Raw genomic sequence first — 21,547 nt, 5'->3', positions numbered from 1 at the left:
AGGGGATCGTGAAGTATGGGTATTAGCACTCATTGAAATCCACAGTATGAACCTGTTCTTGAGATTGTGCCCATGCGAGTAGTTTGTGAGAAATTTTGTCGAGATTGTCTTCCGATGGTGTTTCTAGCAAACTCTGTGGTACGTTCGTGATAATCAAGGTCCGCTGTGGATTAAATTGACATATCAAGGCGTTTTCATCAGAATTCCATTCAAGAGTATAACTCTCTGAGAAACCGCCTTCTTGCAATTTTTGGCGTAACTGATCATGGAAATTGGGAAATGCTATTGAAACAGCTATTTTAAAATTTTGATTGTCTGGGCGATGAGGTCGGGTTTTATCCGCAATCTCGCAAAGGTTTCCATGTTCTTTTAAAATTTTATAGGCATTGGCGGCTTCAGAACGAAGGGCTGATTGTAACGGCGCGATGGCGTGACTTCGCAAGTGTTTTAATTGTCCGGTTGGTGGCGGCTTGCAACGACGAACCGAGTCTAATAGGATCTGCATTTCCGGTTCTTGAAACCGTAAGAAGTTTTCTGTCAAGTAAAAGAGTTTGAGCAAAGCCGTCAGTTCGTCCGGAGAAAAGAGATGTACGTATTGCCCTTGAGCAATTTGTCGAATGAAGGGAAAACTAATAGGATTTAATAATTGAAGGGAATCGGATGATATACTGAGGTCGATGGTTTGGCATCGTTTCACATCTTGCGAGAGACCAATAAGAAATTGCTTACGGCGTTTTTGATCGTCTAACCAAGCTGATGAACGCGACGCTCCGAATCCAATCAATCCACCTAAAAAAGATCCACCTAAGCCAGCGATAAGCGTTGCAACGGTGACGGATAGTTGGTATCTGTATACTACTAGCCGCGGAAGCAATGGATCCAACAAAAGCTGCGCGAAGAAATGATTTAGGATTGTGATCGCCAATGTCATGATCCTTTCCCTGATGACTTCTAAGAGTATCTTGATCCTCATTAGCAGTTAGTGATAGATCCGCATGCACGAGGCTATGCGCACTCTTTGGCGGGAACCAATACATCGATAACCTGTTTTCACGTCAGCGATTATTTTGCGCTTCCTCGGCATTCTGCATAGCTTTCACCGCCCGATAGACCGTCTGACGGGACACATGCAATGCCCGGGCGACGTCAACCATTGTCATGTGGCCTGTGCGGATCATTTCGGTCGCCATGCGAATCTGATCGTCCGTGAGAAGCCGGGGCCGTCCGCCCAAACGCCCTCGGGCCCGCGCGGACGCTAATCCCGCCATAGTGCGTTCGCGAATCAATCCGCGTTCAAACTCGGCCAGAGCCGCAAACAGATGAAAGATAAGTTGTCCTTCCGCCGTGGTGGTATCCATCCGTTCCTGCAAGCTACGCAAGCCGATCTCCCGTTTGCGCAAATCCTCTACGAGCGCAATGAGATGACTCATGGATCGCCCGAGCCGATCCAGTTTCCACACGACGAGCACATCGCCCGAACGGGCATAGTCCAGCGCCGCTTGCAGGCCGGGACGATTCGTGTCGCGGCCCGATTGCACGTCCCGAAAGAGTTTTTCACACCCTGCCTGCACTAGGGCGTCTTCTTGAACCGCGAGCGCTTGATCCGGGGTTGAGACGCGCGCATACCCGATGAGCATGCGGGGTCATCCTTTCTTGTTGTCGTTGCCGGGTGTTCCGAGGAATGAACCGGTGGTTAGCATTGAGTGTATCAAAACGCATCATCCCGAACAAGCTGTGACACCGGTATTTTGACCAACGGTTTTGATACACGTTGACGGGAGCTTGGGGCACCGACAACGCCGCATCACCGGGGTGTGCAAAAACGAACGTTTTTGGACCACAGTGTCACGTTGTTCGGGGATTCGCCTCGGTTGTAATTTCCAATTACTAGTTAACGCTCTTTCGTCGTAGTGGACATGGTCTGAACTTGGTGGAAGTGAGATAATTGGAGAGGGGCTATGACGCGCCGGATATCCCGGAATGAAACCGACGTCGGTTTTGAGCGACGTAATGCGGCTAATGCCAGTACCGAGGCTACCATGCAATAATCGCTCATAGATTATGGGCGTGAACTTTCGCCGCCTGGGCACGCGGACAGTTCGATTTAGTTGAATCCTTAAATCACGCAACGCCCGTTTCAAATTCGTCTGGACGTCTTGGAGCGCGCCTCTTTTCGCGGGGCTGAGTGCGACCGGCTCTATCTCCTATTAAGCCCCCTAACAAACTTGGACAAAATGACTCGATGACGAGCGTGGGTGAGGGTCTCGCTGGAGGCGGAGAACGGGGCATGATAGGCTGGAATGACTTGAGCCATAACCCTTTGGCCTTGTTTGTCCACATCATGCCCCGAGAGGCTCCGGGTCCAGCGATCAATGATCTGTCTACGAATTAGGGGCTTAAACCGATCTCCAGCACATTGGCGATCATTACGATTTTCAGGACGTAGCCGTCGTTTTGGGGGCCACAATAGGTGTTGGTATTATGTGTCATTCAGGTCGACTAATTATCCGATCGGCGAAACACCGGGAAGCCAATAATGCGAGACAAAAATTTTCCAATTCAATGTTATCAACAAGAACAAAGGAAGCCGTTGGAGAAAATGTTAATAATTGTAGCTGAAAGCTATATGCACTATTCTCAAGAGCTTCTTAAACCTTATTGATTAGTTCACCCACTATGGACAATAAAACGCTACAATCGGCTATTGTTCGGCTATTGTTGAGTTTGTAAATTTTTTGAAAGGAGTATGTGATGGATGATGGATGAAATAAAAAAATGGCTCTTCTGCAGGCTAAAACCTCTGATTCAGAAGACGTATTGGAAATGCTGAGTTGTTGGTCGGATAGGGACATTCGCAGAGAAGTAGCTCGCAATCTTAGCTTACCGCGACGATTGTGGCCTACTCTCGCGCACGATTCAGACAACGAAGTGCGAAAATCCATTGCTTTGCGTGACGATCTTTCCGCTTCTTTAATAAATGTTCACACGTGATAAAACTATTGAGATTCGATGTATTGTTGCCAAAAAAGAACGATTAGGTCTTGGTGTATTGTTCCATCTTCTTGGGGATTCAAGTTGGAATGTTCGCGAAACTTTAGCGAAAAATCCTTGGCTTCCTGGCTTTTTGGTTTGGAAGTTGGCTTGTGACAGCGATCCATGTGTTCGTCATAGTATTGCGGCGCGGTTGAATTTACCCGAAGGTTTGGTCCGTAAGTTGGCCGCGGATTGGGATGAATCTGTTCGTCAGGTTATTGCACAACGGTCTAATTTACCCGAGGATTTGGTCTATAAGTTGGCTGAGGATAAGGCTTCATCTGTTCGTAGTCGTATTGCGGCACGGTCTAATTTACCCGAGGAATGGGTGGATAAGCTGGCCGCGGATTGGGCTACGTCTGTTCGTCGTAGTATTGCCGAGCGACCCGACTTGCGTGAGGACGTAGTGAAAATGTTAAGCGAGGACAAGGATGTTCTAGTTCGTCGTAGTATTGCCGCACGGGAGGGCCTGCCCGAAGCTGTAATTATTTCATTGGTTTTGGAAACTGAAACAGTGCCAGCAATTTTCTTTATAGATAGAGAGGACATTCCGAAGGACATTAAAGCCAAGCTAGCGTTACTCAGTTAAAACCAAATATCCTCATTTTGTATTCAAGGTACGGACAGCATCGCCATTGACAGTCTCGGGTTTACCTTGTTGAGCTTTCCACCATTAGGTACCTGGCGCACCGTAGACGAAACGCATATCACAAGAAGCCAACGAAGGGAAATGCCTCCTCGTAGATTATTATTCAGACCATGTCGATTGGTTACATCATCAGCAATTTGCCCCGGCTATCCCTGGTTGCGCACTTTGCGGTGTAGAACAAAAAGTTCTACCCACCATGTCTTCCAAATGGCCGATTTCAATGGACGGGATTGACGGTCCAAGCTAATCACTCCGAGAGGACAAGTAAACGGCAAGCCACAAACCCGGTATATGGCATGGACGAAGGGATGAAGATTATGAAAATGCGGTTTACACGGCACTATACGACGAGCGGAGGCCGGAAGTTTCAAGGATTATTTCCCCATATTCAAAGTGATTCAGTGCACTGGTCATCTATTGATGATGCATTTCGAGTATTCGACGCTGCATCGCTGGGTGCGATGTTGTCGGCGGCCTATGATTCACCGGACTTTGGGGTACAGCGACCCGCTCTCTTAGTCCTATGGTATCGTGCCATGATAAACCCGCCGCACGGCCAGGTATCGTCGTCGTTTGGGGACTTGCCTGTGTTGCTGTCTACGGTGCATAAGGCGATACCCCAACTCCGAGTCTTCGAGGATTATGAACCGGCTGATCCGCGGTTGCCGGTTCACGTGGCAGTGAACGGTGGTCGTTATCGGATCCATCCGGGCAATCTGACCAATGCGGTGGCACTAATCGGCGTCGTTCAAACGACGGCTCATGCGATCGATAGCTTTATCTTGGAGACGAAGGGTTTTGCCGCGACTGACCTCCTGGAGGCGGCGTTGTCGTACTGTGATTGGCGTCTAACGCAACTGGAAAAGGTTTGGCCGCTTCGGAATGCGACGCATGACAGGATACAACGTCCAGGGATTAAGGAGATCGAAACGGTCCGGGTAATTCATCAAGCGGCTCCCACCGAGTGGCTCAATCGTTGTGCATACCCCGAACGCGCTGCGGTGGCATGGGGATGGGTTAGCCAGAAGGCGACCTCGGTGCGGTTTGACATGCAACCCATGGCCCAGTCGATGGGTCCCGTACTCGCGGTGGACAGTTGTCTCGGCGTAATCCCAATTCCTGCTGCAGAAGTGCTAAATGCGGTGGGCATTGCGATGGCACATTTGGCCTTGGAGGTGCGCGACGTACGCGAGGCGCAACGTAGCATTCAAATTGAGACCGAAGAATTCGTCCGCCGTGTGCTCAACATGCCCGTGTGCGATCACGACGGCGCTGTTGTTACTGTGGTCGCTCCCGGAACTCGGCACGTCTTCGCCATGGGCATCGTTGCCGCCTTGGATCCCGATGCATTGAGTAGGGCCGTCCACGCCGTCACCGACGGGTTGATGGAATTTGACGCCTCAGCCATTGAGGATGGCCGCCTTGATCCCTCGGCTTCTGTCTATCGCATCCTCTTGTATGGTGGGCCGTTTAGGTTGTCACGGTGGAGGAATGGCTCGATTATTCAAGCGTCCGTGTACGACTTTGTCGCTATTGTGCGGGATGTCCAACAGTTGGGACGAAATTACGACCTCCTTTGGGAGTTCTTGATGGCGATCACGGACCATGAGAAGAAGGCGGGATTTATGGCCGTTTGCCTTCTTGACGCGTGGCATCATTGGCTGGAGTTTGGGGTTTTGAATCCTGTTTATTGGGAAACGGCGCTCTTAGTCAGTCCCACTGACCATCAGCAGTGGATGCGCGCAGTAGCATGGGATCCTATCGAAGAGACCCTCTATAAGGCATTGTTCCCACCGATCCGTGAATGGGCATGGACGCACCTCGATGATCCGGAACGGGCGACGCTGGTAGATCCGTTGGGAACCCCTGTTATGATCGCCACAAACCCATCGATCGTCGTCGTAGTCCCCCAGCACAAACTGGTGGGTTGGGAGGATTTAGATCCGGCATTTTGTACTGGCGTCAGCGAAGGAATTCTCGCAACATGTATTCGTCATTCACGCATTGCGCAGATACTCAGGGAATCGAGTACGGATCCCGTTATCATTGTAGTGGAATTTGTTGATGATGAGCAGGCAACCCAGCATCCTGGTTCTGTAGGCGTCGCAGTGGACAGAAATCAGCCGAGGTCTATGATTGTCCTGCGACTGAGTTCTTCATGGATTAAGGAATTAATTCGGAACCCGAAAACAGCCCATGCGGCTGTCGGCCAGGCACTATTTGCGGGACTAGATTTGATCTCGTCAGTCGACCTCAATATTGTTCAACAGCCATTTCTCGAAGCATGGAACGAGTCGCCGCCGATTGCGATGATGGGTCTTCAAGAAAGTACCCTGAACAGTTCGTCTCAAGGCGTAGAGAGTCTGCCTGACATGATTTCCGCCGTGAATCACATGTTGGCTCAAGAGCTAGCAATAGCGGGCATTCAGTCCGGAACATATCATGGTGCAGCTATGGTCGACATTGCTCGAATGGTATTGACAATTTTAGCAAGTCGGATTCAAGCTCTCCTGACTAACTGGTCCATGTACGCCATCGACGTCGTCGCGAAATATCTCAACGCTGCTCATGGGGAGCGCATGCGAGCGCGTCAGCAATTAGGCGCGGCCCTGAGAGCTCCGTGGAGTGAGGTATGGCGTCAGGAGGCGCTCAGGAATCCCCAAGGGCCGGAAATCACACGGCCTCTTGAGGTCTTGCTAGAATACCTCGTTGCGCGTGAAACATGTGGTGTCATGCGTCCGGATCGATTTGACGTGGGATATGGTCGTGCAGTATTTAATTGGTTTTTGAAGATTGGCACCATTTTATCTAGTGCCGATCAGGGGTTGACGGAATGGATAATTAACGTAACACCGTAGCGCACCCTGAATGTTGCGCCAGTGGAATCCGGGTCTGGACGCACCATCGACTGGAGAGCATATTGGCAAATGGAAAAGGCGGATCAATTGCGAACGCGCGAAGCGTTCACGGGTGAAGACGAAATTCCCGAGGGATTTCCTCATCATCGTTGGGCCACGGTGGCGTTTCAATCTTCGCGTTCGATTCCCAGTCTCCCGCAGTCATGGTTCCAGGTCGATGAACAGATGCGGTTGGCATGGGGGACCGGAGTCGATGGATTGGCTGCGGTGCTGAGCACCGCGGTGTCGTGGAATAAGGATGGCGGCACTGCTGTTGTGCGAGTGCAATGGGGAGCACTCCGCGACGAAGCGGCTAAGTGGTCCGGTGTGCCGGCGATGGAAATTGAGGCGGCCCTCGATCGCTTAAGCGTGGACGCAGAGAGGCTACGGGGTGAGTCGTGCGCAGCGTGGGAGATCGAACGCCGGACGTATCGAGTGGCGGTTCGGCCGCTGATCCGTATGGATGACGAACTGTTAGTAATTCCATGGTTGATCCGCAGTGCGCAAGAGATTTACGCAGAATACGTGGGCGCGGGTCGCCTGCCTGCACCGGCACGGGAGACGCCGGATTCTCTAACAAACGCCCTGAATCGTTTCCGTCAGGTTAGCAATCGCAGTTTGGAACGCGAGGTTGCGGATATTGTCGACACGATCTGTCTTCCTTACCGCCCCAACATTACACCAGAACAGGCGAGAACCTTCGGGTTGCTGTTGCATGGAGAGATCGACCTCCTAATCATCGATGAGAGGCACGAGCGCATTTGGGTGTGTGAAGTAAAAGATGTCTCGATGGCTTTTTCTCCAAGGCTCATCCAACGACGGGTAAGGAAGTTCTGGGACGACGACCATTATATTGAGAAGTTAATGGCCAAGGCGGCCGCGGTCCGAGAGAATCCTCACGCCGCTGTGAACTTAGTTCAGCACAAAGTTCCAACCCCATTGTCGACATGGCGTTTCTTTCCCCTAATGATTACCCGTCGCGTCGAACCGGCGGCGTTTGTCTCGGATGTACCGCTGACGTTTGTTGTTGTGGATGATTTGTCGGCTGTATTATTGAATCCATTTGATCCCAAGCATGGCCATGCGACAATAAGCGATTAGGGTTCATCATTTTGCGCCCAAACAGTCGGCACAACGTAGGTGTGAGACGTGAATGTCATTGTCGAATGTTTGCTGTATCCGTAATTTATGCGCTGGGGACCAATATAGTGAACCGTTATCTATGGAAAGTCTTGGGAAAATAAGTCCGAATTCATTCTATATAAGTATATTTAGGCACAACAGTGAATCGGGGGTATCTATTTTGTCGGAAAGAGAGAGCAGGCAAGGTTTTTGCATGACGAAGTGGGCGAGGAACTAAAATCTCTGGAAGAGGTCTTCACGGCAACGGATGCTCAGTTGTGACGAACCCCGTTCCGCTTTTCCAGAAAAGGCGTTTGGTCACCAGATTAAGTTCGTCCCCGAGTCTGCAACTGTTTTTCGAGCTCCATGGCGTCAAATTTCATCATTCATAGCCTGCGTCTGCCTTTACAAGAACCAAGGCCGCACGCCTTTTGTAATGGATTCCTAAGACTCCGGCCTAACTTCACGCCTAAATCTTGCGGGGGCACGTCAACCTTTTACAGGATTATACGTTTGGGCTTTACACGGCACAAAAGACACAATATTGTGATAGAATAATCTTGATTGAAGATGCATCGAGAAAAAGCGACAGAGAGGGCGCGCTGTATGGATCAGAAATTCCTCAAGGCTTTTCTCGCGTCTGATAAGGTAGATGCCATGGCCGTCGGCCATGCTCTTTTTACGGAAGAATTTTTTCATGAACTCTACCAAATTATGAAAGACCAAGAATTGGTGACCCATCAGAATGTGTTGGATCCGTATTCGGCAGAAACGTATTTACTGGACGTCATCGGCCACGAACCGTACTGGATTTTTCGTTATACCACCTTTGAGAATCCCACTAATCCACTGCAGGGACAGTGTTTTACGGTGTTTCGCAATCCCCGGGATATGATCCCCACATTTGAGGCTCTGTTGGCGGATGTGCCGTCGGCAGCAGTTCAGCAATGGACCACGAAAGAATTGGCGACGTACATTTTCGCGATGATCGAAAGCACGGAGATTGAGGGGTAATGTTAGGGAGGCGAGGAGATCTCGGGAAGTTCATATCTGCGTCGGACTGGTTAGGGTCATCGGAATGATGGGAGGCTTTAAGATTCCGCGGGACACGGCTGCGATTGTATGACCATCGGTTAACACCCTGCCCTAAGATCCAACGAATCCTCCAAGAAGCACCGTTGGGTACGCGCCATGCATTGGCTCTCAGTCTGTCATCCTGACGTTCGCGGCAATCTATAATAACAATCGCGCCAGCGCAAGCCCGAGTACCCACGTAAAGGGATTCTCTTGGTCAAGACACTGCACCTATTCCCGGTGGGAGTAATCTCGGCGGCTCTCTGGCCATTGCGGAGGCATATCCTTGGATCTATGTCAATAAAATGGACATCCGAAATAGAGACATGCGTTGGCGGATGTAGGGCGCGTCGCTTCAACGTCCGCTAAGGTTCGATCATCCAAAGCCTGCGGTATCCACTGTCGATGCGATAATATTATCCTCTCGGCAAAGATCGCCTCGTCAGCTTACGCATGGTTTCGCCATGTCGTCAATCCAATGAAGGAGAGGATGCCAGGATGGCATCATGGCATTGTTACGCCCAGTGCCCTCACGCTTATGTTGACCGTTGAAGTAATGCATTTTATGAGAAGTGCCAAGGAGAATAACACTCCTTGGCACTTTATTAACGTATCAAGGCGAGAGGGGAACTACTGGCCCGACACGACCGCATCGGTTTGTTGCGCGGCCATTTTCATGGCTTGGGACACGGAGGTGTTGGTAAAGTATGCCGACTGCATGGCATCTTGCACATATTGGAGCAGAGCCAAGTAATGCGGGGACTGTGGGGGTTGCTTTTGATACGCTAACTCGGCCAATGCCACCTTATTCTGCGGATGCGTGGCCAAAAAACGCTGATAGGTGGCATTGGATAAGACGGCTTGTTGCACGGGGAGATATCCTGTGGCTTCTGACCATGCCATGGTTTGGGCGGGCGCTGTCCACCACTGAATAAAGGTCCAGGCTGCGTTAGCGACTGGTTTGGACGCGTTTTTGAAAATGATCGCATCGGCACCTCCCGGAGGCACCGCTTCGACCGGATCTTTCGGCATCATGGCAGCACCCCACGCAAACTTATGACCAATTTGTTGGGCATCATATCCGAGGTCTCCCGAGGAATCTTCTATCATCGCGACTTTGCCTTGGTAAAATGCGGTGAGCGTATTATCCCATCCTTCCGATCCCGGAAAGGCTTCGGCATCCCCGGCGTGGATAAGCGCTTCGACGGCTGTCGTGACCTTTTCTCCGGAAGGGCTGTCGAACGTGGCCCGGGTGAGGGATTGATTCATAATGTGGCCACCGGCTGACCACACTTGTGATTCCCAGGGCCACCAATTCGCGAGCGGGGCAAACCCGTAAACGCTTTGACTGCCATCATGTTGGGTCAGCAGACGAGCGTCATGGATGAGTTCAGGCCACGTGGCCGGCGGCTTGGTAATGCCGGCGTTTTTGAACAACGTTGCGTTATAAATGATCAGGGGGACGCTTCGGTTGAAGGGCACGCCATAAATTGTCCCATGAATCGTGGTGGTGACCGCCATGCCGGGCAAGTAGTGCGATGGGCCGTCAATGGACGAGTGGTTAATGTATTGATTCAAGGGAGCTAGTGCCCCCGTAGCGGCAAATACGGGCATGGAATGGACTTCGATCTGGGCCACGTCAGGGGGATGATGGGCGACGATGGCGGCGAGCAATTTCTGTTGCAACGGACCACTGTCGCTATAACTGCCTTCATAGTCGGCTTCAACGTGAATCAACGGATGGGTGCGATTAAACTCGGCGACCATGGTTTGCACCTGGTGACCGAGGGCACCGCCGAGGCCATACCAGAAGACAACTGTTGTCGGGTGGTGGGTTGTGGTGGCTTGACTGGGGTGAGTAGCACTCGCCGTCGGGGTGCCACAGGCGGCGAGTAGCGTGCTGGAGAGCATCGCAAAGGCAGTGGTTTTTACGAAGGTTGTCATCAGTAATCTCCTTTTTTCCGTAAAGTGGGTTCTACCCGCGTATTCCGTAATGCATCACGCCCGCTCGCAAATAGCGCTGGGCGACAGCAAACAACACGATCATGGGGAATACCGTCATCAACACCGCGGCCATCATCAGGTTCCATTGCATGAAGCCGCTTTGCTGGGCCACAAAATAGGATAGACCTAAGGGCAACACGCGGTACGCGGCGGTGTTGGTGACGAGGAGCGGCCAGAAGAGATATCCGTAGTGAAAGACCGTGTTAAGGACTGCGAGTGTGATTACGGCTGGGCGGGTATTGGGTAGAATCAATTGCCACAGGATCGTCAGCGGCGAAGCGCCATCCATTATCATGGCTTCCACCAGGGCTCGTGGCACAGTCCGAAAGGCTTGGTGTAGCCAAAAGATCCCAAAGGCGGACGCCGCAAAGGGGAGAATTAAGGCTTGGTAGGTATTGATCCAATTCCATTGACTCAAGATCAAGTAGTCGGGAATGAAGATGGCCTGCACGGGAATCATCATGGCCAATAAAACCAGCCCCCAAATCATGCGTTTGCCGCGGAATGTGAGAAACGCCAAGGCGTAGGCGGCTAATGACGAAGTGAGAATTTGCAAGGTCACAATGCCCATCGTCGTGGCGATGGAATTGACGTAATAACGCCCAAAGGGCTGGCTGCGCCAGGCCGCCACAAAGTTTTGCAGATGCCACGTGACTGGCCATAGCACGAGATGCCCCCCCATTAAGGCGTGCATGGGATCGAAAGCCGCGACAATCATCCACCACAAAGGCAGCACCATGATGGCGCTTAAGAGGATCAGGGGCAGATGCCACAGCCAACGGTGGTGAGTGTTGTTCATGAGGCATCACCTCCCCACCGATGCATCCCGCGCCACTGCAATACCGTAATCGCGCCGATGAGCAGGACGAACAAAACCGAAGCGGTAGAGGCTTGGCCGACATTAAAAAATTGAAATCCTTGTTCATAAATGTAATACACCAACGTCGTTGTCGCCGTGACGGGCCCTCCAGCGGTCATGACATAGATTTGGTCAAAGGCCTGAAAGGTCTGGATCACGACCATTACCCCAGCAAAAACGATTGTGGGTATCAATTGGGGTAAAATGATATGCCAGAATTGACGCCAGCTTCCGGCCCCATCGATGGCGGCGGCTTCCGAGAGTGCAGGGTTCAGCTGCTGCAGGCCACTGAGGAAGAGCAGCATGTAAAACCCGAGGTATTCCCAAATGGTGACGGCAATGACAGAGATTAAGGCCCAATGGACGGAACCCAACCAATTGGGGCCAGCAATGTGCATGCGGCCAAGCAGCATGTTGATCAATCCGGTTGAGGGTGCCAGCAGGCCACTGAACACAATGCCACTAGCAGCTAAAGGCATCACATAGGGGAGAAAGACAATCATGCGGTACACATGACGCCCGCGAAGCGGAGCATTCAGAATCCAGGCCAGTCCAAAACTGGCTGGCAAAATGACGATCGCCACGGCGGCCGCATAGAGCGCTGTATGTTCCATGGCATTCCAGAAGTCTACCGAGGTGAGCACCGATCGGTAGTTCGTAAGGCCGGTCCAGTGCGGGTGAGGCGTCAGCAAATTCCAGTTCGTAAAGCTCAATCCCACAATCGCTAACGTCGGAATTAACACAAAAACACTCAGCCCGAGGAGAGCGGGCGCCAGCATGAGCCAGGGCGTCGCATGCTTTTCGAGATGGAAGCGGTCCGCGGGGGCAGAGACTTTCCTCCATGACGTTCTGTTGCGCATAGCGTGTTTTTTTAACATAGGGACACCTTCGAACTGTAGGGCCAGTGCGGATCATCCACGAAGAGGGCCGCGGGCCATCGATGTTTGAGCGTGAGAGCGACTTGATCGCGTGAGGTAAAGCCCCACAACGCCGTCGGAATACGGGTGTCTCCAAAGGATTGCCAAACTTCCCAATCCTGATAGTGGAGATGCACCCACTGGGGGGCGCATTCGGAAACGGCCTGTTGCCAGGTGTCGACGGCGAAGGCATTGATAGCCAAGGCCCGGGGAATCCGGGGCACGTGTGTCGCCATGAGTCGCAAAGACGCGACGTCAAAGGAGGACACTATAATCTGGGAGGTCATTCCCATTCGTTGAATGATCTCGATCGTCCGGTTCACCAGCGTATTTCTGGTATCATCTAACGGTTTCAGTTCTAAACAATACTGGGTGGTGTTGGCGAACATCTGAAATAAATCGTCCAACCGCAGGAGGCCTTCGGTCGATAAGGCCCCGTTGGGCTGCCGAACGCGGGCCTGTTGCAGTTCGGGCCAACGTTTCGCCCGCACCATCCCGGTAAGGTTCGTGACGCGGTCTAAGTGCGTGTCGTGAAAAAGCACCACCTCGCCGTCCGCGGTCAACTGTAGGTCGGTTTCAATGCCATTGACTCCTCCAGCAATAGCCGCGGCAAAACTGGCAGCCGTGTTTTCCGGATAACACGCGGGATATCCGCGGTGTCCCCAGACCCAGCAATGATGCGCCACAATGGTATCTCCTTTCTCGTGAGCTTGTGTGACGCACCCACTGTATCAACTGGGTATTAAGACTATGCGATTAGATTGTGAAGATTGCAGGAAGATTAAGTTTAAACATGACGCATTAAATACCCGCATAACGATACACTTCCTGATTCCAATCTCTATGCAACCCTCAATGGGACATCGCGTTCGTTGCAGGTAGCTAGAAGCGTCTAACGGTTTGACGCAAGACACTGAAGAGCACAGTCGCGGGACGCTGAAACGGTCCGAGGGATGTGGTGGACAGGTTAAAAATTTGACGGTTTCCTTACCGCTGGGGAAGGTCATTGACAGAGTTCACACCACTCAGACCTTCTGAACATCAGCGTAAGCGATGTCCGCGAATCGCCGGTTTGCTGAAAACATCACGGACAATGGATCCACCGTCCCACGCCGCGAATACCAGGCCCCTGATTGGCCGACGTGAGCGTTAGGGAACCAATCCCCAAAAGGAGCCGATCGTCTGTCACAATCAATCTGCAGTTGCTGCGGGGCTAAACAGCAAGTTAGGACACTGTTGAGGAATGAATTCTGGACCATATTGATGAAATGCCATGGAGCAAGTGAAAGCGTATTCCGGTTAAATGAACGAAAAACCGCCATACCCGGCGGTGTTTGTTACGCGAGTTGGACAGAATTACGCACCCAATGCGGGATCTTGAGTATTGCCTTCCTGGTCTCTCAGTCCCAGCTGTCGGAATGGGCCTGGACCGTGCATGAGGCGTGGGCTTCGTAGTCAGACAGATGGGGTGGATGCGGTCTCGTCGTTTGGGACACGATGACCGTTAGACGCATGGACCGCATCGGCACAGGGGATAAAGCGATAGCCATACCCCCGATGTGTCACGATGTGGAGAGGCCGTAGGTGATGATTGAGATGATGTACGGTGACGCGCAGACTTTGGGCCGTCCAGGGAGGGATGCCACGGTGTTGCGCTTCCTCATTGATTTGGGATAACGAAAGCACCTGATCAGCGTAGGTGGCCAAAATGCTTAATAGGGCGATGGCTCGTGGCGCTAGATCCACGGGGTGATGATGATGACGCACGACGGGCCACAGGGTCAGGCACGAAGGAGTCGGGGATTGAGTGAATTGGGACAGCATCGGAGCCGTCGACTGGACAGGTGTGATTTGCCACATCTTCGATTGCAGATAGTGCGTTAGCAACAGGATCGGGATGCCTTCCGTCTCTGCTGTCTCCAGCACGGCACTGAAGGTTGCGGTATCCGGGAGACCCTGCACATTGATGGCCAGACACGTAATTTGATGATGGATGAGGGCATGAAGAATTTGATTGATTGTTTCGAATCGCCGAATCGGGACCAATGCCTGAGCCGTGGGGAGATAGTGACTTAAGGGTTCGGGACTCACGTAGCCACAGCGCATGCAGATCTCTCCTTCTAGTGGTGTTACGGGTATTTCATCACAGGTGCATGAAATTTATGCGATGCGGCGTGTTAAAAATTGATTAAGAAACGATTGGCGTTGTCGTCATCGGGTGATGTCGCGTCGTGAATTGCTCCCCTCCTCAGGGATGACAACCGGACCGAATGATGGGGTGATGCCGGCGCATTCGGCAATCCGGGGAATGGCCCCGTGTTGCCCAAATTAGCGAGCCGACTTCCACACACCGGTAAGGCCTTAACACAATCTTCGCACGATTTTTACCCACTCTTTACCGGGCCACAATAGAATCTTGCTATCGTCAACGCGTGCTCGACCGTTGGAACTGGCCACGGACCTGTTTTGGATGAGGGGTAGCCGCCGGGACTTCGCATGTCAGGTCGCGTGAAAAGACCGGTCGACAAATCGGTTGCGGTCCGGGCGCAGAGTCTGAACAGGAGGTTGGAGGAGATGGGACCCATATTAGTGACAAATGATGATGGGGTTGGTGCCATGGGGCTGGATGTGTTAATCACCAGTTTGCGTGGTCTGGGCCACGACGTCATGGTCGTGGTACCGGCGCAGAACCACAGTGGCCGGGGGCATAGTGTCACGCTCGGGCCGGTGCGGATGGACACGCAACGGTTTCACACGGATACCTGGGGATATGTGGTGACGGGGACACCCGTGGATTGTGTGCGGTTGGCGTTGGCCGGGGCCTGTGGGACCCGGCCGGCGATGGTCGTGTCAGGCATTAATCACGGGTGGAATGTGGGTCATCAAATCCTGGGGTCGGGCACGGTCGCGGCAGCTCGCGAAGCCGCCTGGCACCAAGTTCCGGCGCTGGCCCTCTCGGCGTCCGAGGGCGCATCGTGGGAGACGCTGACCCGGATGCTCTTGCACTTTGGGGATAGTTGGCTTATGGCCGCCGCACAGCGGCGGGGGCAGTATCTGAATATTAATTTGCCGGCCGCTCCGGCGGCGGTGTGGTGCTGGGTGTCGCTGGATCCCGCGCCGATCGTGCCTGAGGTGATTCCGGCAACGGAACCGGGACGAGTTCAGCTTTTGGGACGCCACCAGTCGTCGGGTGCGGGACAGGACGCGGCACCAACGGATATCCAGTGTGTCGAGCAGGGAACCATCGCGGTCACCGCATTACAGGCGTACCCCGCAGTGGGCGACCAAGGGGCCCCGGAGGAGTGCTGGCACGCGCCGCTTATGATGTCATCATATGAGGAGGACGAACACGATCATGGCAAAAGCATCAGAGGGGTTTTCCCCGTTGGATCGGATGGCGTTTAACCGTTTTCAATGGCGTTCCATGGTGACCACGGGGATGGGGGTTTTTACGGACGGTTATGATTTGTCGTCCGTGGGGATTGTGCTGACGCTCGTATTGGCCAGCTTCGGTGTCAAATCCTTAACGGAGTGGCAAAGTTCGTTGCTGGCCGGTTCCGCGTTAATCGGGGCGGCCTTGGGGGCCCTGCTCTTTGGCGTCTTGGGCAACAAAGGCCGCAAAACGTTTTATGGCTTGGATGTCACGATTATGGCGATTGGGGCGGTCCTCCAAGCGGTGGTTCCGAATGTGGATGCCTTAATCGCAGTGCGGTTCATTCTGGGCGTGGGCATCGGGGCGGATTATGTGCTGTCTCCCGTGATTATGGCGGAACACGCGAATGCGAAAGACCGCGGCAAAACCCTGGCCATGGGGTTTGGTCTCACGTGGGGGCTCGGCGCTACGACGGCTGCCGGATTGTATTTGCTCTTGATGGCGTGGCATGTGGCCCCGGATATTATTTGGCGGGTGGTTCTCGGATTTGGCGCGGTCCCGGCCATCTCGGTGATTGCTTTGCGCCGCAAAATGCCGGAAACGGCCCGGTTTTTGGCCCGGATCGAAGGGGATACAGAGGAGGCGCGGACGGTGATTCAGCAGGCGACAGGGACGTCCCTGTCGACAGAATGGGCCGTGCGGCCTGACCAACGGCCTCTAGCGGCATTTTGGGCGACGCATGGTCGCCGGATTGCGACGGCCGCGTTCTTGTGGTTTCTCTTTGATATTGTCGCGTATTCTGGCATTTTATTTGGCCCGTCGCTGATTGCCAAAGGGTTAGGCTTATCCCCAGGGCTGTTTCAGTTACTCATGGAATTTGGCTTTGTGGTCCCGGGAGCGCTGATTAGTGTTCTGCTCATTGACCGATGGGGCCGCAAACCGTTACAGGTCCTCGGCTTTCTCGGCATTGCCGGCTGCTTGGTCGCCTTTGGCGCCTATCAAGGCGGCGCGACCGCGATTCCGCTCATTAGTTTGCTACTCTATGGTGGGCAAAATCTGATGTCCCAAGCGGGGCCGGGATCGATTTCGGCAGCCGGGATGTTAGGCGTCGAATTAGCACCCACCAAAATTCGGAGCATTGTCCAAGGCATCACCGTGGCCTCGGGGCGGGTGGGAGCTGCCTTAAGTGCGTTTGTCTTTCCGGAGCTCTTTCATCGCTGGGGGGAGTCGGGAGCGATTGGGTTTCTGGCTGGCGTGGCCGCCTTGGCCGCCCTCGTGACGGCCGTTGGGATTCCGGAAACCCGTCGCCGCTCGTTGGAAGAGACGGCGCACGATCTGGAGTCGTCATCCGGCTCTCGCGTCGAGCCGCTCGTGCCGAGCGTTTAAGTCGCTCCGTCCTCTATCATCGGTTAATGCGCTGAAGAGACGGACAGATTACAAGGCCGAGGTTGGTGGCATAGAAAAGCCCGGGCCGAGAGATTCTCGGGGCCCGGGCTTCTTGCACGATGGGAGAGATTAGGTCGGATCGTGGACGACGCCGAGTTGGTGGGCACGCTCTGGCGGGACGCGGTGACGCATCCGCGCTGCGTAATACCAGGCTCCGAGCAGCAGGATGGCCCTAAGATACCGGACCACGCCAACGGAAAGACTAAGGGCCACGTGGACTCATACAGGACCAGCCAGAAAAGACCCATGGCGTTAATCAGCAGAAACCCATACAAAATCCAGGGGACGAGTCCGGGCTCCCACCCCAGTCGCATCCGAACAAAATTCATAAAGGTATGCGTCGTTACGAGTCCAAAGAGGACGGCCGTGGTGAGCACGTTAAAGGTCTGCGCGGGTCCCCATAGCCAGCAGGAACTGAGGGCAATGGTACCGGCGATGACGGACTCTTCAGCAGCGCCATACTATCCGTCAGGTCCCAGTTCGATTCTGCTCTTCAAATTTGGACATTTGCGATCTCTTTCACGCGGATACGCATTGGGACATCCTATCAGCCCTACGGGCTGGGACTGGGGGACAGGGGCCAGGGCGTCACCTCGCCCCTGTCCCCCAGTGCAAAAGTCGCTAGCTTTTCTACACTTTGACGGGCATCCCGGTCGCTTGCCCTCCAGCGACTCGTTGTCGCATCGTCGCCGGGGACCAAAATTCTCAGCTCCCATGCAGCCGATCTGGGTTATAAAAGGCAATCCATTGCATTATCGCCGCGTAGGCTTCGCCATATGTGGCCCACTATTCAATTCCCAAATACTTCCCTCCGTCATGCGATACCGTGAGCGAGCCACACCGGGCGACGATGCCATCCGAAGCATCAAAAGTTCATTATAGGTAAAAAGAGCGGGATATTTGGCATTATAGGTCTGCAAATCATGGACGGTTTGATCGGTTGTAGCTTGCGCGTTCGCAGAATTTTTCAATTTAAAGACCGCAATGGGCGACCGTTGAGGGAAATAACTATATCGGGGCGTCATGTCGGCTTGCCGGTTTCCGCTAGGGTGAACTGAATGCCAACGAACCAGTCGGTGGTCTACGGCTGTCTTCAATCCACTAGCCGACTCCACTCCGTCACAATGTGACCGTCCGGGACCAGATACTCCACTGGTCCGCCCCCGATGAGGAAGGTGTGAAACGTGTGATTGCTTGCTACGAGTCCCGGATTGTCGGGATATAAGATCGGGCATAGCACATCTTGCAAATTCTCCTTAGACAATGGCGCTGTACGGCAGCAACCTAGAGGAAGCCCAGAGCGGAGCGCATGTTCTATGCAGATGTCATCTTGCATGAGCGTCTCATTGGAGCGCTGCGACAGTTGAAAGCCCTGGCGGCCTATGGGCTCCCTCGATTCGCGTGACGGAGGACGCCGAGCACGCGGTCTAATGTTCCTCAAACCTTTTTACTTGCAGTTTAGGAAACCTAAAAGGGGACCCTAGAAATAGCTCACAGGATTTGCGTAGTTCTCCCACACTATAATTTATTTGGGTTAAGAATTCCTGGTAGTCAACCCCAGCAAAATCAGCCTCCAGGTGTTTGGGGACTTGAATCTCATTAAATTGCAGGGTCTGCACCAAAGGAAGCCAATACGACTCTCCTTCAGGCCATCTTTCAAAAAAAGTATCAACCATTTCATCAAGGTAGCCCATAAAAATCTTGGCATTATCCATCAAATTATAGGTATGGAAATAGTCGCTCATGCTATTCCCGCCGTCTTCCTCATGATACCAAAAGAGCTTCGTTTTCCTCTCGTCCTGATTCATCGTGCGATCCCTCTTTCCACTGTTGGAATATTCGCTCCATGTTATTATAATATCTTCGTTATCAGGGGCCAGTCCGGCTAGTCATTGAAAATCCCGCCTTCTTGTTGCCAGCCCCAGGTCACTATGATGTCGCCACAAATGGTTGTGGGCCCGGGAGGGTCATCATGCCGCCAAACACCATCTATTCTGGGTCGAATGCCATTTATTCCTGTATGGCAACAGCTCCAGATGGCAGTGGGCAAGTAGTATGGACACGCCAGGGCTATAATACGTCGGCAGGCAAGGGCTTTGGATATGAGCACGTTTACAATAAGCACAACGTCTGGCTGGGGACGGTCGTCAACGACATTGAGATTAATTAAAACGGTATCGAGCAACCAAATGGTGGTCGTTATCTTTATGAGTACTATGTAGGTACAAACGGTCAAATTGATCAACAGGTTCTCGCTTGTGAATCTTGCAATGTCGCACCTATCGGAAATGAGATGGGTTTTATCACAGCGTTTTGCACCATAGGGCTTAGCGGGTCTAGAGCACCGTGCCGAACTGGGTCAATACGTCGCAATAGGAGGCCAGCAATGCAGGATAAGGAATCATTGGCACTCGGCGTCTGTGCGGTGGTGCGTGAACAGTTGCGGATTTCCCCAGCGGGGGCGACCGGGCCTTCCCCAATTTGATGTTGTGAGTGTCTCAGCCGTGGGACCTGCCATTTGTATCGCGTTTCGGCAGGAACAGGTGGATCCGGCTAGAACGTTCGTCTGGACCATGCCTTGGCCGCCGGGAGACCAGAACTCTGGAGTGCCGAAGCCATTATCACCGAAAACTTTCTTGAGGACATGGCGATTGAGGGAACGCAGAAGTGGGGGGCAGGGCATGAATGGAAACGGCTTCTCTTAAATTTCTGGGGGATCCCATGCCATGAGCACACCGTGGTGAAAACGGTCATCGTTAAGGCGACGGGGTCGATAACTCGCACGACCAGATGCGTGGCGACAATGGGTGGGGACAAAACATGGGCAATGAGAAGCCATAGGCCGACAGTGACGGGCGATGAATTCAGATCATGCGGTACTGTTTGCGAAGATAGTGGCAAGCCATCGCGGCAGGCGTCCAACTGTCTAGAAGACCCGCAAGGGGATCTATTACGCTGTGTTCCATAAATTTCTTATTCAAGCCGCCGCCTAATTACCATTGCAGAACCTGTCATGGCTTCACGTTAGTGTGATAATGCCATAATATGGATGCTTTGAGGAAAAATTACGCGATTCGTCGAGACACTTGCTAAATCCTGGTGGCGAAAGCCACTTCTGGTACTGGGGATTGGTTTAGTTATATGGCTTTAGGACTCGTATCCTACACGCTTGCTGGCTTTACAGGATTCGCGTTCATGGCTCTGGTTCGACTTTTAGGAACGATGACCTTCATCCGCTCGCCTCGACAGCGATTGATGGTCCAAAAATGCGGAGTTTGGCGGCCGGTTAACCCCAGACAGGGAATCTGCTCGCGGACGGCTTTGGCAATTGGGCGAGAGGAGGACACACGTTGGGTATACGCGTATTGGCCATGAGCTTGGGATGAGAGGGCAGGGGGGGTTCGCCCGGAAAAACGTGCTCAAAAATCGCATCGGTCAGGTGATTCACCGCGTCGTTGGCGACCCGAACCCCATGGTGGAGCGGAATCATATCAGTAAAGTCCATCGGTAACAATACTGGGTCCTTCCGGTAGGGCCGAAACGGGTGTAAACCCCGAGGACGATCGGTCAAGACCTCTTGCGGCTCTGGCAATCTCGTCATCACTCATGGCACAGTTTGATTCGCCATCCCAAAAAATCCCAAAAAACCGCCTTTTGCATTATACTTCTCGTTAAGACGATCTTACCAACAAAGGCAGTTTTTGTTGATCCGGCAACGTTTTGTCGACGCGATTGACATCCTTAATTTGTGCTTTTTGAGAAACCCCTACGGGCCAAGAAATCCAGCACCAACTCCGCCCTTTACTGGTGGTCCGCGGGCAGGATTAGACGCGACTGTTGTCGTCCCGCCTCTGTACGAGAGGACGGTGTCTACGATATTGGTGGCGGCCGGGTTCACCGCCGCGATCTATACGCAGATTCCCGAACGACGCCCCGGTTAAAATGTGAAATCACCAATCGCCCACACGCGAAAGAGGTGTTACATCATCCCAATCGGTGTCTTTCATCAATTCCTCAACAGACAAGAAGGAAGATTATCGAAATGGTAGAAGGGTTCGATGTTGTTTCGCGGGTGGTCTACTAATCAAGACTTCGTGAACAGCGCGACAAATTCGGTTTTGCACGAAATATGGAAAAAATATTTTCTTTCGCGGCTAAGAATTTTGTCGATAA

General features: G+C 52.9%; 16 protein-coding genes and 1 pseudogene. 8 read left to right on the top strand and 9 right to left on the bottom strand.

Going from position 1 to position 21,547, the window contains the following annotated elements; all coding sequences use genetic code 11:
• Window positions 1–22: 22 nt before the first annotated feature.
• Both B8987_RS01605 and B8987_RS01600 read right to left on the bottom strand, forming a co-directional pair.
• The gene (locus B8987_RS01605; protein ID WP_084660830.1) at window positions 23–931 is read right to left on the bottom strand and encodes a hypothetical protein; all 909 of its coding nucleotides are present in this window, start codon (window positions 929–931) and stop codon (window positions 23–25) included.
• Between the two features lie 124 nt (window positions 932–1,055).
• Window positions 1,056–1,637, bottom strand: coding sequence for a recombinase family protein (locus B8987_RS01600; RefSeq protein WP_084660829.1), 582 nt, complete (start codon window positions 1,635–1,637; stop codon window positions 1,056–1,058).
• Between the two features lie 1,340 nt (window positions 1,638–2,977).
• Between B8987_RS01600 and B8987_RS01595 the strand changes: the two genes are divergently transcribed.
• From B8987_RS01595 to B8987_RS01580, 4 genes are all read left to right on the top strand, one after another.
• A complete protein-coding gene (locus tag B8987_RS01595) occupies window positions 2,978–3,622 on the top strand; it encodes a conjugative transfer relaxase/helicase family protein (protein ID WP_084660828.1) in 645 nt (214 codons plus the stop codon).
• 377 nt (window positions 3,623–3,999) lie between these two features.
• The gene (locus tag B8987_RS01590; protein ID WP_084660827.1) at window positions 4,000–6,540 is read left to right on the top strand and encodes a hypothetical protein; all 2,541 of its coding nucleotides are present in this window, start codon (window positions 4,000–4,002) and stop codon (window positions 6,538–6,540) included.
• 69 nt (window positions 6,541–6,609) lie between these two features.
• Entirely contained in the window at window positions 6,610–7,680 is a 1,071-nt protein-coding gene (locus B8987_RS01585) for a hypothetical protein (protein WP_084660826.1), read from the top strand.
• 627 nt (window positions 7,681–8,307) lie between these two features.
• On the top strand, window positions 8,308–8,715 hold the full coding sequence (locus B8987_RS01580) for a hypothetical protein (protein ID WP_084660825.1): 408 nt from the start codon (window positions 8,308–8,310) through the stop codon (window positions 8,713–8,715).
• Window positions 8,716–9,405: 690 nt separating this feature from the next.
• Here B8987_RS01580 and B8987_RS01575 read toward each other — a convergent pair.
• From B8987_RS01575 to B8987_RS01555, 5 genes are all read right to left on the bottom strand, one after another.
• A complete protein-coding gene (locus B8987_RS01575) occupies window positions 9,406–10,719 on the bottom strand; it encodes an ABC transporter substrate-binding protein (RefSeq protein WP_139793449.1) in 1,314 nt (437 codons plus the stop codon).
• Between the two features lie 31 nt (window positions 10,720–10,750).
• Complete coding sequence (locus tag B8987_RS01570; protein WP_084660824.1) at window positions 10,751–11,578, bottom strand: carbohydrate ABC transporter permease; 828 nt, start codon at window positions 11,576–11,578, stop codon at window positions 10,751–10,753.
• Window positions 11,575–12,516 carry a carbohydrate ABC transporter permease gene (locus B8987_RS01565; protein ID WP_084660823.1) on the bottom strand — a complete coding sequence of 314 codons (942 nt, stop codon included), beginning with the start codon at window positions 12,514–12,516 and terminating at the stop codon, window positions 11,575–11,577. Before B8987_RS01565 ends, B8987_RS01570 begins: the two co-directional genes overlap by 4 nt.
• Window positions 12,510–13,241, bottom strand: a complete 732-nt coding sequence (locus B8987_RS01560) for a glycerophosphodiester phosphodiesterase (RefSeq protein ID WP_176213134.1) — start codon at window positions 13,239–13,241, stop codon at window positions 12,510–12,512. The genes B8987_RS01565 and B8987_RS01560 overlap by 7 nt, the downstream gene beginning before the upstream one ends.
• Before the next feature lie 769 nt (window positions 13,242–14,010).
• Window positions 14,011–14,661: a winged helix-turn-helix domain-containing protein gene (locus B8987_RS01555; protein WP_084660821.1), complete on the bottom strand. Its 651-nt coding sequence runs from the start codon at window positions 14,659–14,661 to the stop codon at window positions 14,011–14,013.
• Between the two features lie 468 nt (window positions 14,662–15,129).
• On the opposite strand from B8987_RS01555, the gene surE reads away from it, so the two are divergent.
• Together surE and B8987_RS01545 are read left to right on the top strand one after the other, a co-directional pair.
• The gene (gene surE, locus B8987_RS01550; RefSeq protein ID WP_176213133.1) at window positions 15,130–15,960 is read left to right on the top strand and encodes a 5'/3'-nucleotidase SurE; all 831 of its coding nucleotides are present in this window, start codon (window positions 15,130–15,132) and stop codon (window positions 15,958–15,960) included.
• Window positions 15,911–17,314, top strand: coding sequence for an MFS transporter (locus B8987_RS01545; protein ID WP_084660819.1), 1,404 nt, complete (start codon window positions 15,911–15,913; stop codon window positions 17,312–17,314). Before surE ends, B8987_RS01545 begins: the two co-directional genes overlap by 50 nt.
• A gap of 812 nt (window positions 17,315–18,126) precedes the next feature.
• Here B8987_RS01545 and B8987_RS01540 read toward each other — a convergent pair.
• Both B8987_RS01540 and B8987_RS01535 read right to left on the bottom strand, forming a co-directional pair.
• On the bottom strand, window positions 18,127–18,471 hold the full coding sequence (locus B8987_RS01540; protein WP_084660818.1) for a hypothetical protein: 345 nt from the start codon (window positions 18,469–18,471) through the stop codon (window positions 18,127–18,129).
• Between the two features lie 330 nt (window positions 18,472–18,801).
• Window positions 18,802–19,182: a hypothetical protein gene (locus B8987_RS01535; RefSeq protein WP_084660817.1), complete on the bottom strand. Its 381-nt coding sequence runs from the start codon at window positions 19,180–19,182 to the stop codon at window positions 18,802–18,804.
• 164 nt (window positions 19,183–19,346) lie between these two features.
• Here B8987_RS01535 and B8987_RS01530 point away from each other — a divergent pair, with 164 nt between their 5' ends.
• Window positions 19,347–19,544: a hypothetical protein gene (locus B8987_RS01530; RefSeq protein ID WP_084660816.1), complete on the top strand. Its 198-nt coding sequence runs from the start codon at window positions 19,347–19,349 to the stop codon at window positions 19,542–19,544.
• Between the two features lie 1,595 nt (window positions 19,545–21,139).
• Window positions 21,140–21,315: pseudogene (locus tag B8987_RS20185) on the top strand (IS1634 family transposase); the annotation flags it as partial.
• Window positions 21,316–21,547 lie beyond the last annotated feature (232 nt).

The organism is Sulfobacillus thermosulfidooxidans DSM 9293 (assembly GCF_900176145.1).
Taxonomy (GTDB): domain Bacteria; phylum Bacillota; class Sulfobacillia; order Sulfobacillales; family Sulfobacillaceae; genus Sulfobacillus; species Sulfobacillus thermosulfidooxidans.
This window is presented reverse-complemented; position numbering and strand designations above follow the sequence as displayed.

Bases quoted from the DNA above. Each gene is read 5' to 3' on its own strand.
- B8987_RS01545 (WP_084660819.1), top strand. From the start codon at position 15,911: ATGGCAAAAGCATCAGAGGGGTTTTCCCCGTTGGATCGGATGGCGTTT.
- B8987_RS01595 (WP_084660828.1), top strand. From the start codon at position 2,978: ATGTTCACACGTGATAAAACTATTGAGATTCGATGTATTGTTGCCAAA.
- B8987_RS01585 (WP_084660826.1), top strand. From the start codon at position 6,610: ATGGAAAAGGCGGATCAATTGCGAACGCGCGAAGCGTTCACGGGTGAA.
- B8987_RS01600 (WP_084660829.1), bottom strand. From the start codon at position 1,637: ATGCTCATCGGGTATGCGCGCGTCTCAACCCCGGATCAAGCGCTCGCG.
- B8987_RS01590 (WP_084660827.1), top strand. From the start codon at position 4,000: ATGAAAATGCGGTTTACACGGCACTATACGACGAGCGGAGGCCGGAAG.
- B8987_RS01565 (WP_084660823.1), bottom strand. From the start codon at position 12,516: ATGTTAAAAAAACACGCTATGCGCAACAGAACGTCATGGAGGAAAGTC.
- B8987_RS01555 (WP_084660821.1), bottom strand. From the start codon at position 14,661: ATGCGCTGTGGCTACGTGAGTCCCGAACCCTTAAGTCACTATCTCCCC.
- surE (WP_176213133.1), top strand. From the start codon at position 15,130: ATGGGACCCATATTAGTGACAAATGATGATGGGGTTGGTGCCATGGGG.
- B8987_RS01605 (WP_084660830.1), bottom strand. From the start codon at position 931: ATGACATTGGCGATCACAATCCTAAATCATTTCTTCGCGCAGCTTTTG.
- B8987_RS01535 (WP_084660817.1), bottom strand. From the start codon at position 19,182: ATGAATCAGGACGAGAGGAAAACGAAGCTCTTTTGGTATCATGAGGAA.
- B8987_RS01580 (WP_084660825.1), top strand. From the start codon at position 8,308: ATGGATCAGAAATTCCTCAAGGCTTTTCTCGCGTCTGATAAGGTAGAT.
- B8987_RS01570 (WP_084660824.1), bottom strand. From the start codon at position 11,578: ATGAACAACACTCACCACCGTTGGCTGTGGCATCTGCCCCTGATCCTC.
- B8987_RS01575 (WP_139793449.1), bottom strand. From the start codon at position 10,719: ATGACAACCTTCGTAAAAACCACTGCCTTTGCGATGCTCTCCAGCACG.
- B8987_RS01530 (WP_084660816.1), top strand. From the start codon at position 19,347: ATGCCGCCAAACACCATCTATTCTGGGTCGAATGCCATTTATTCCTGT.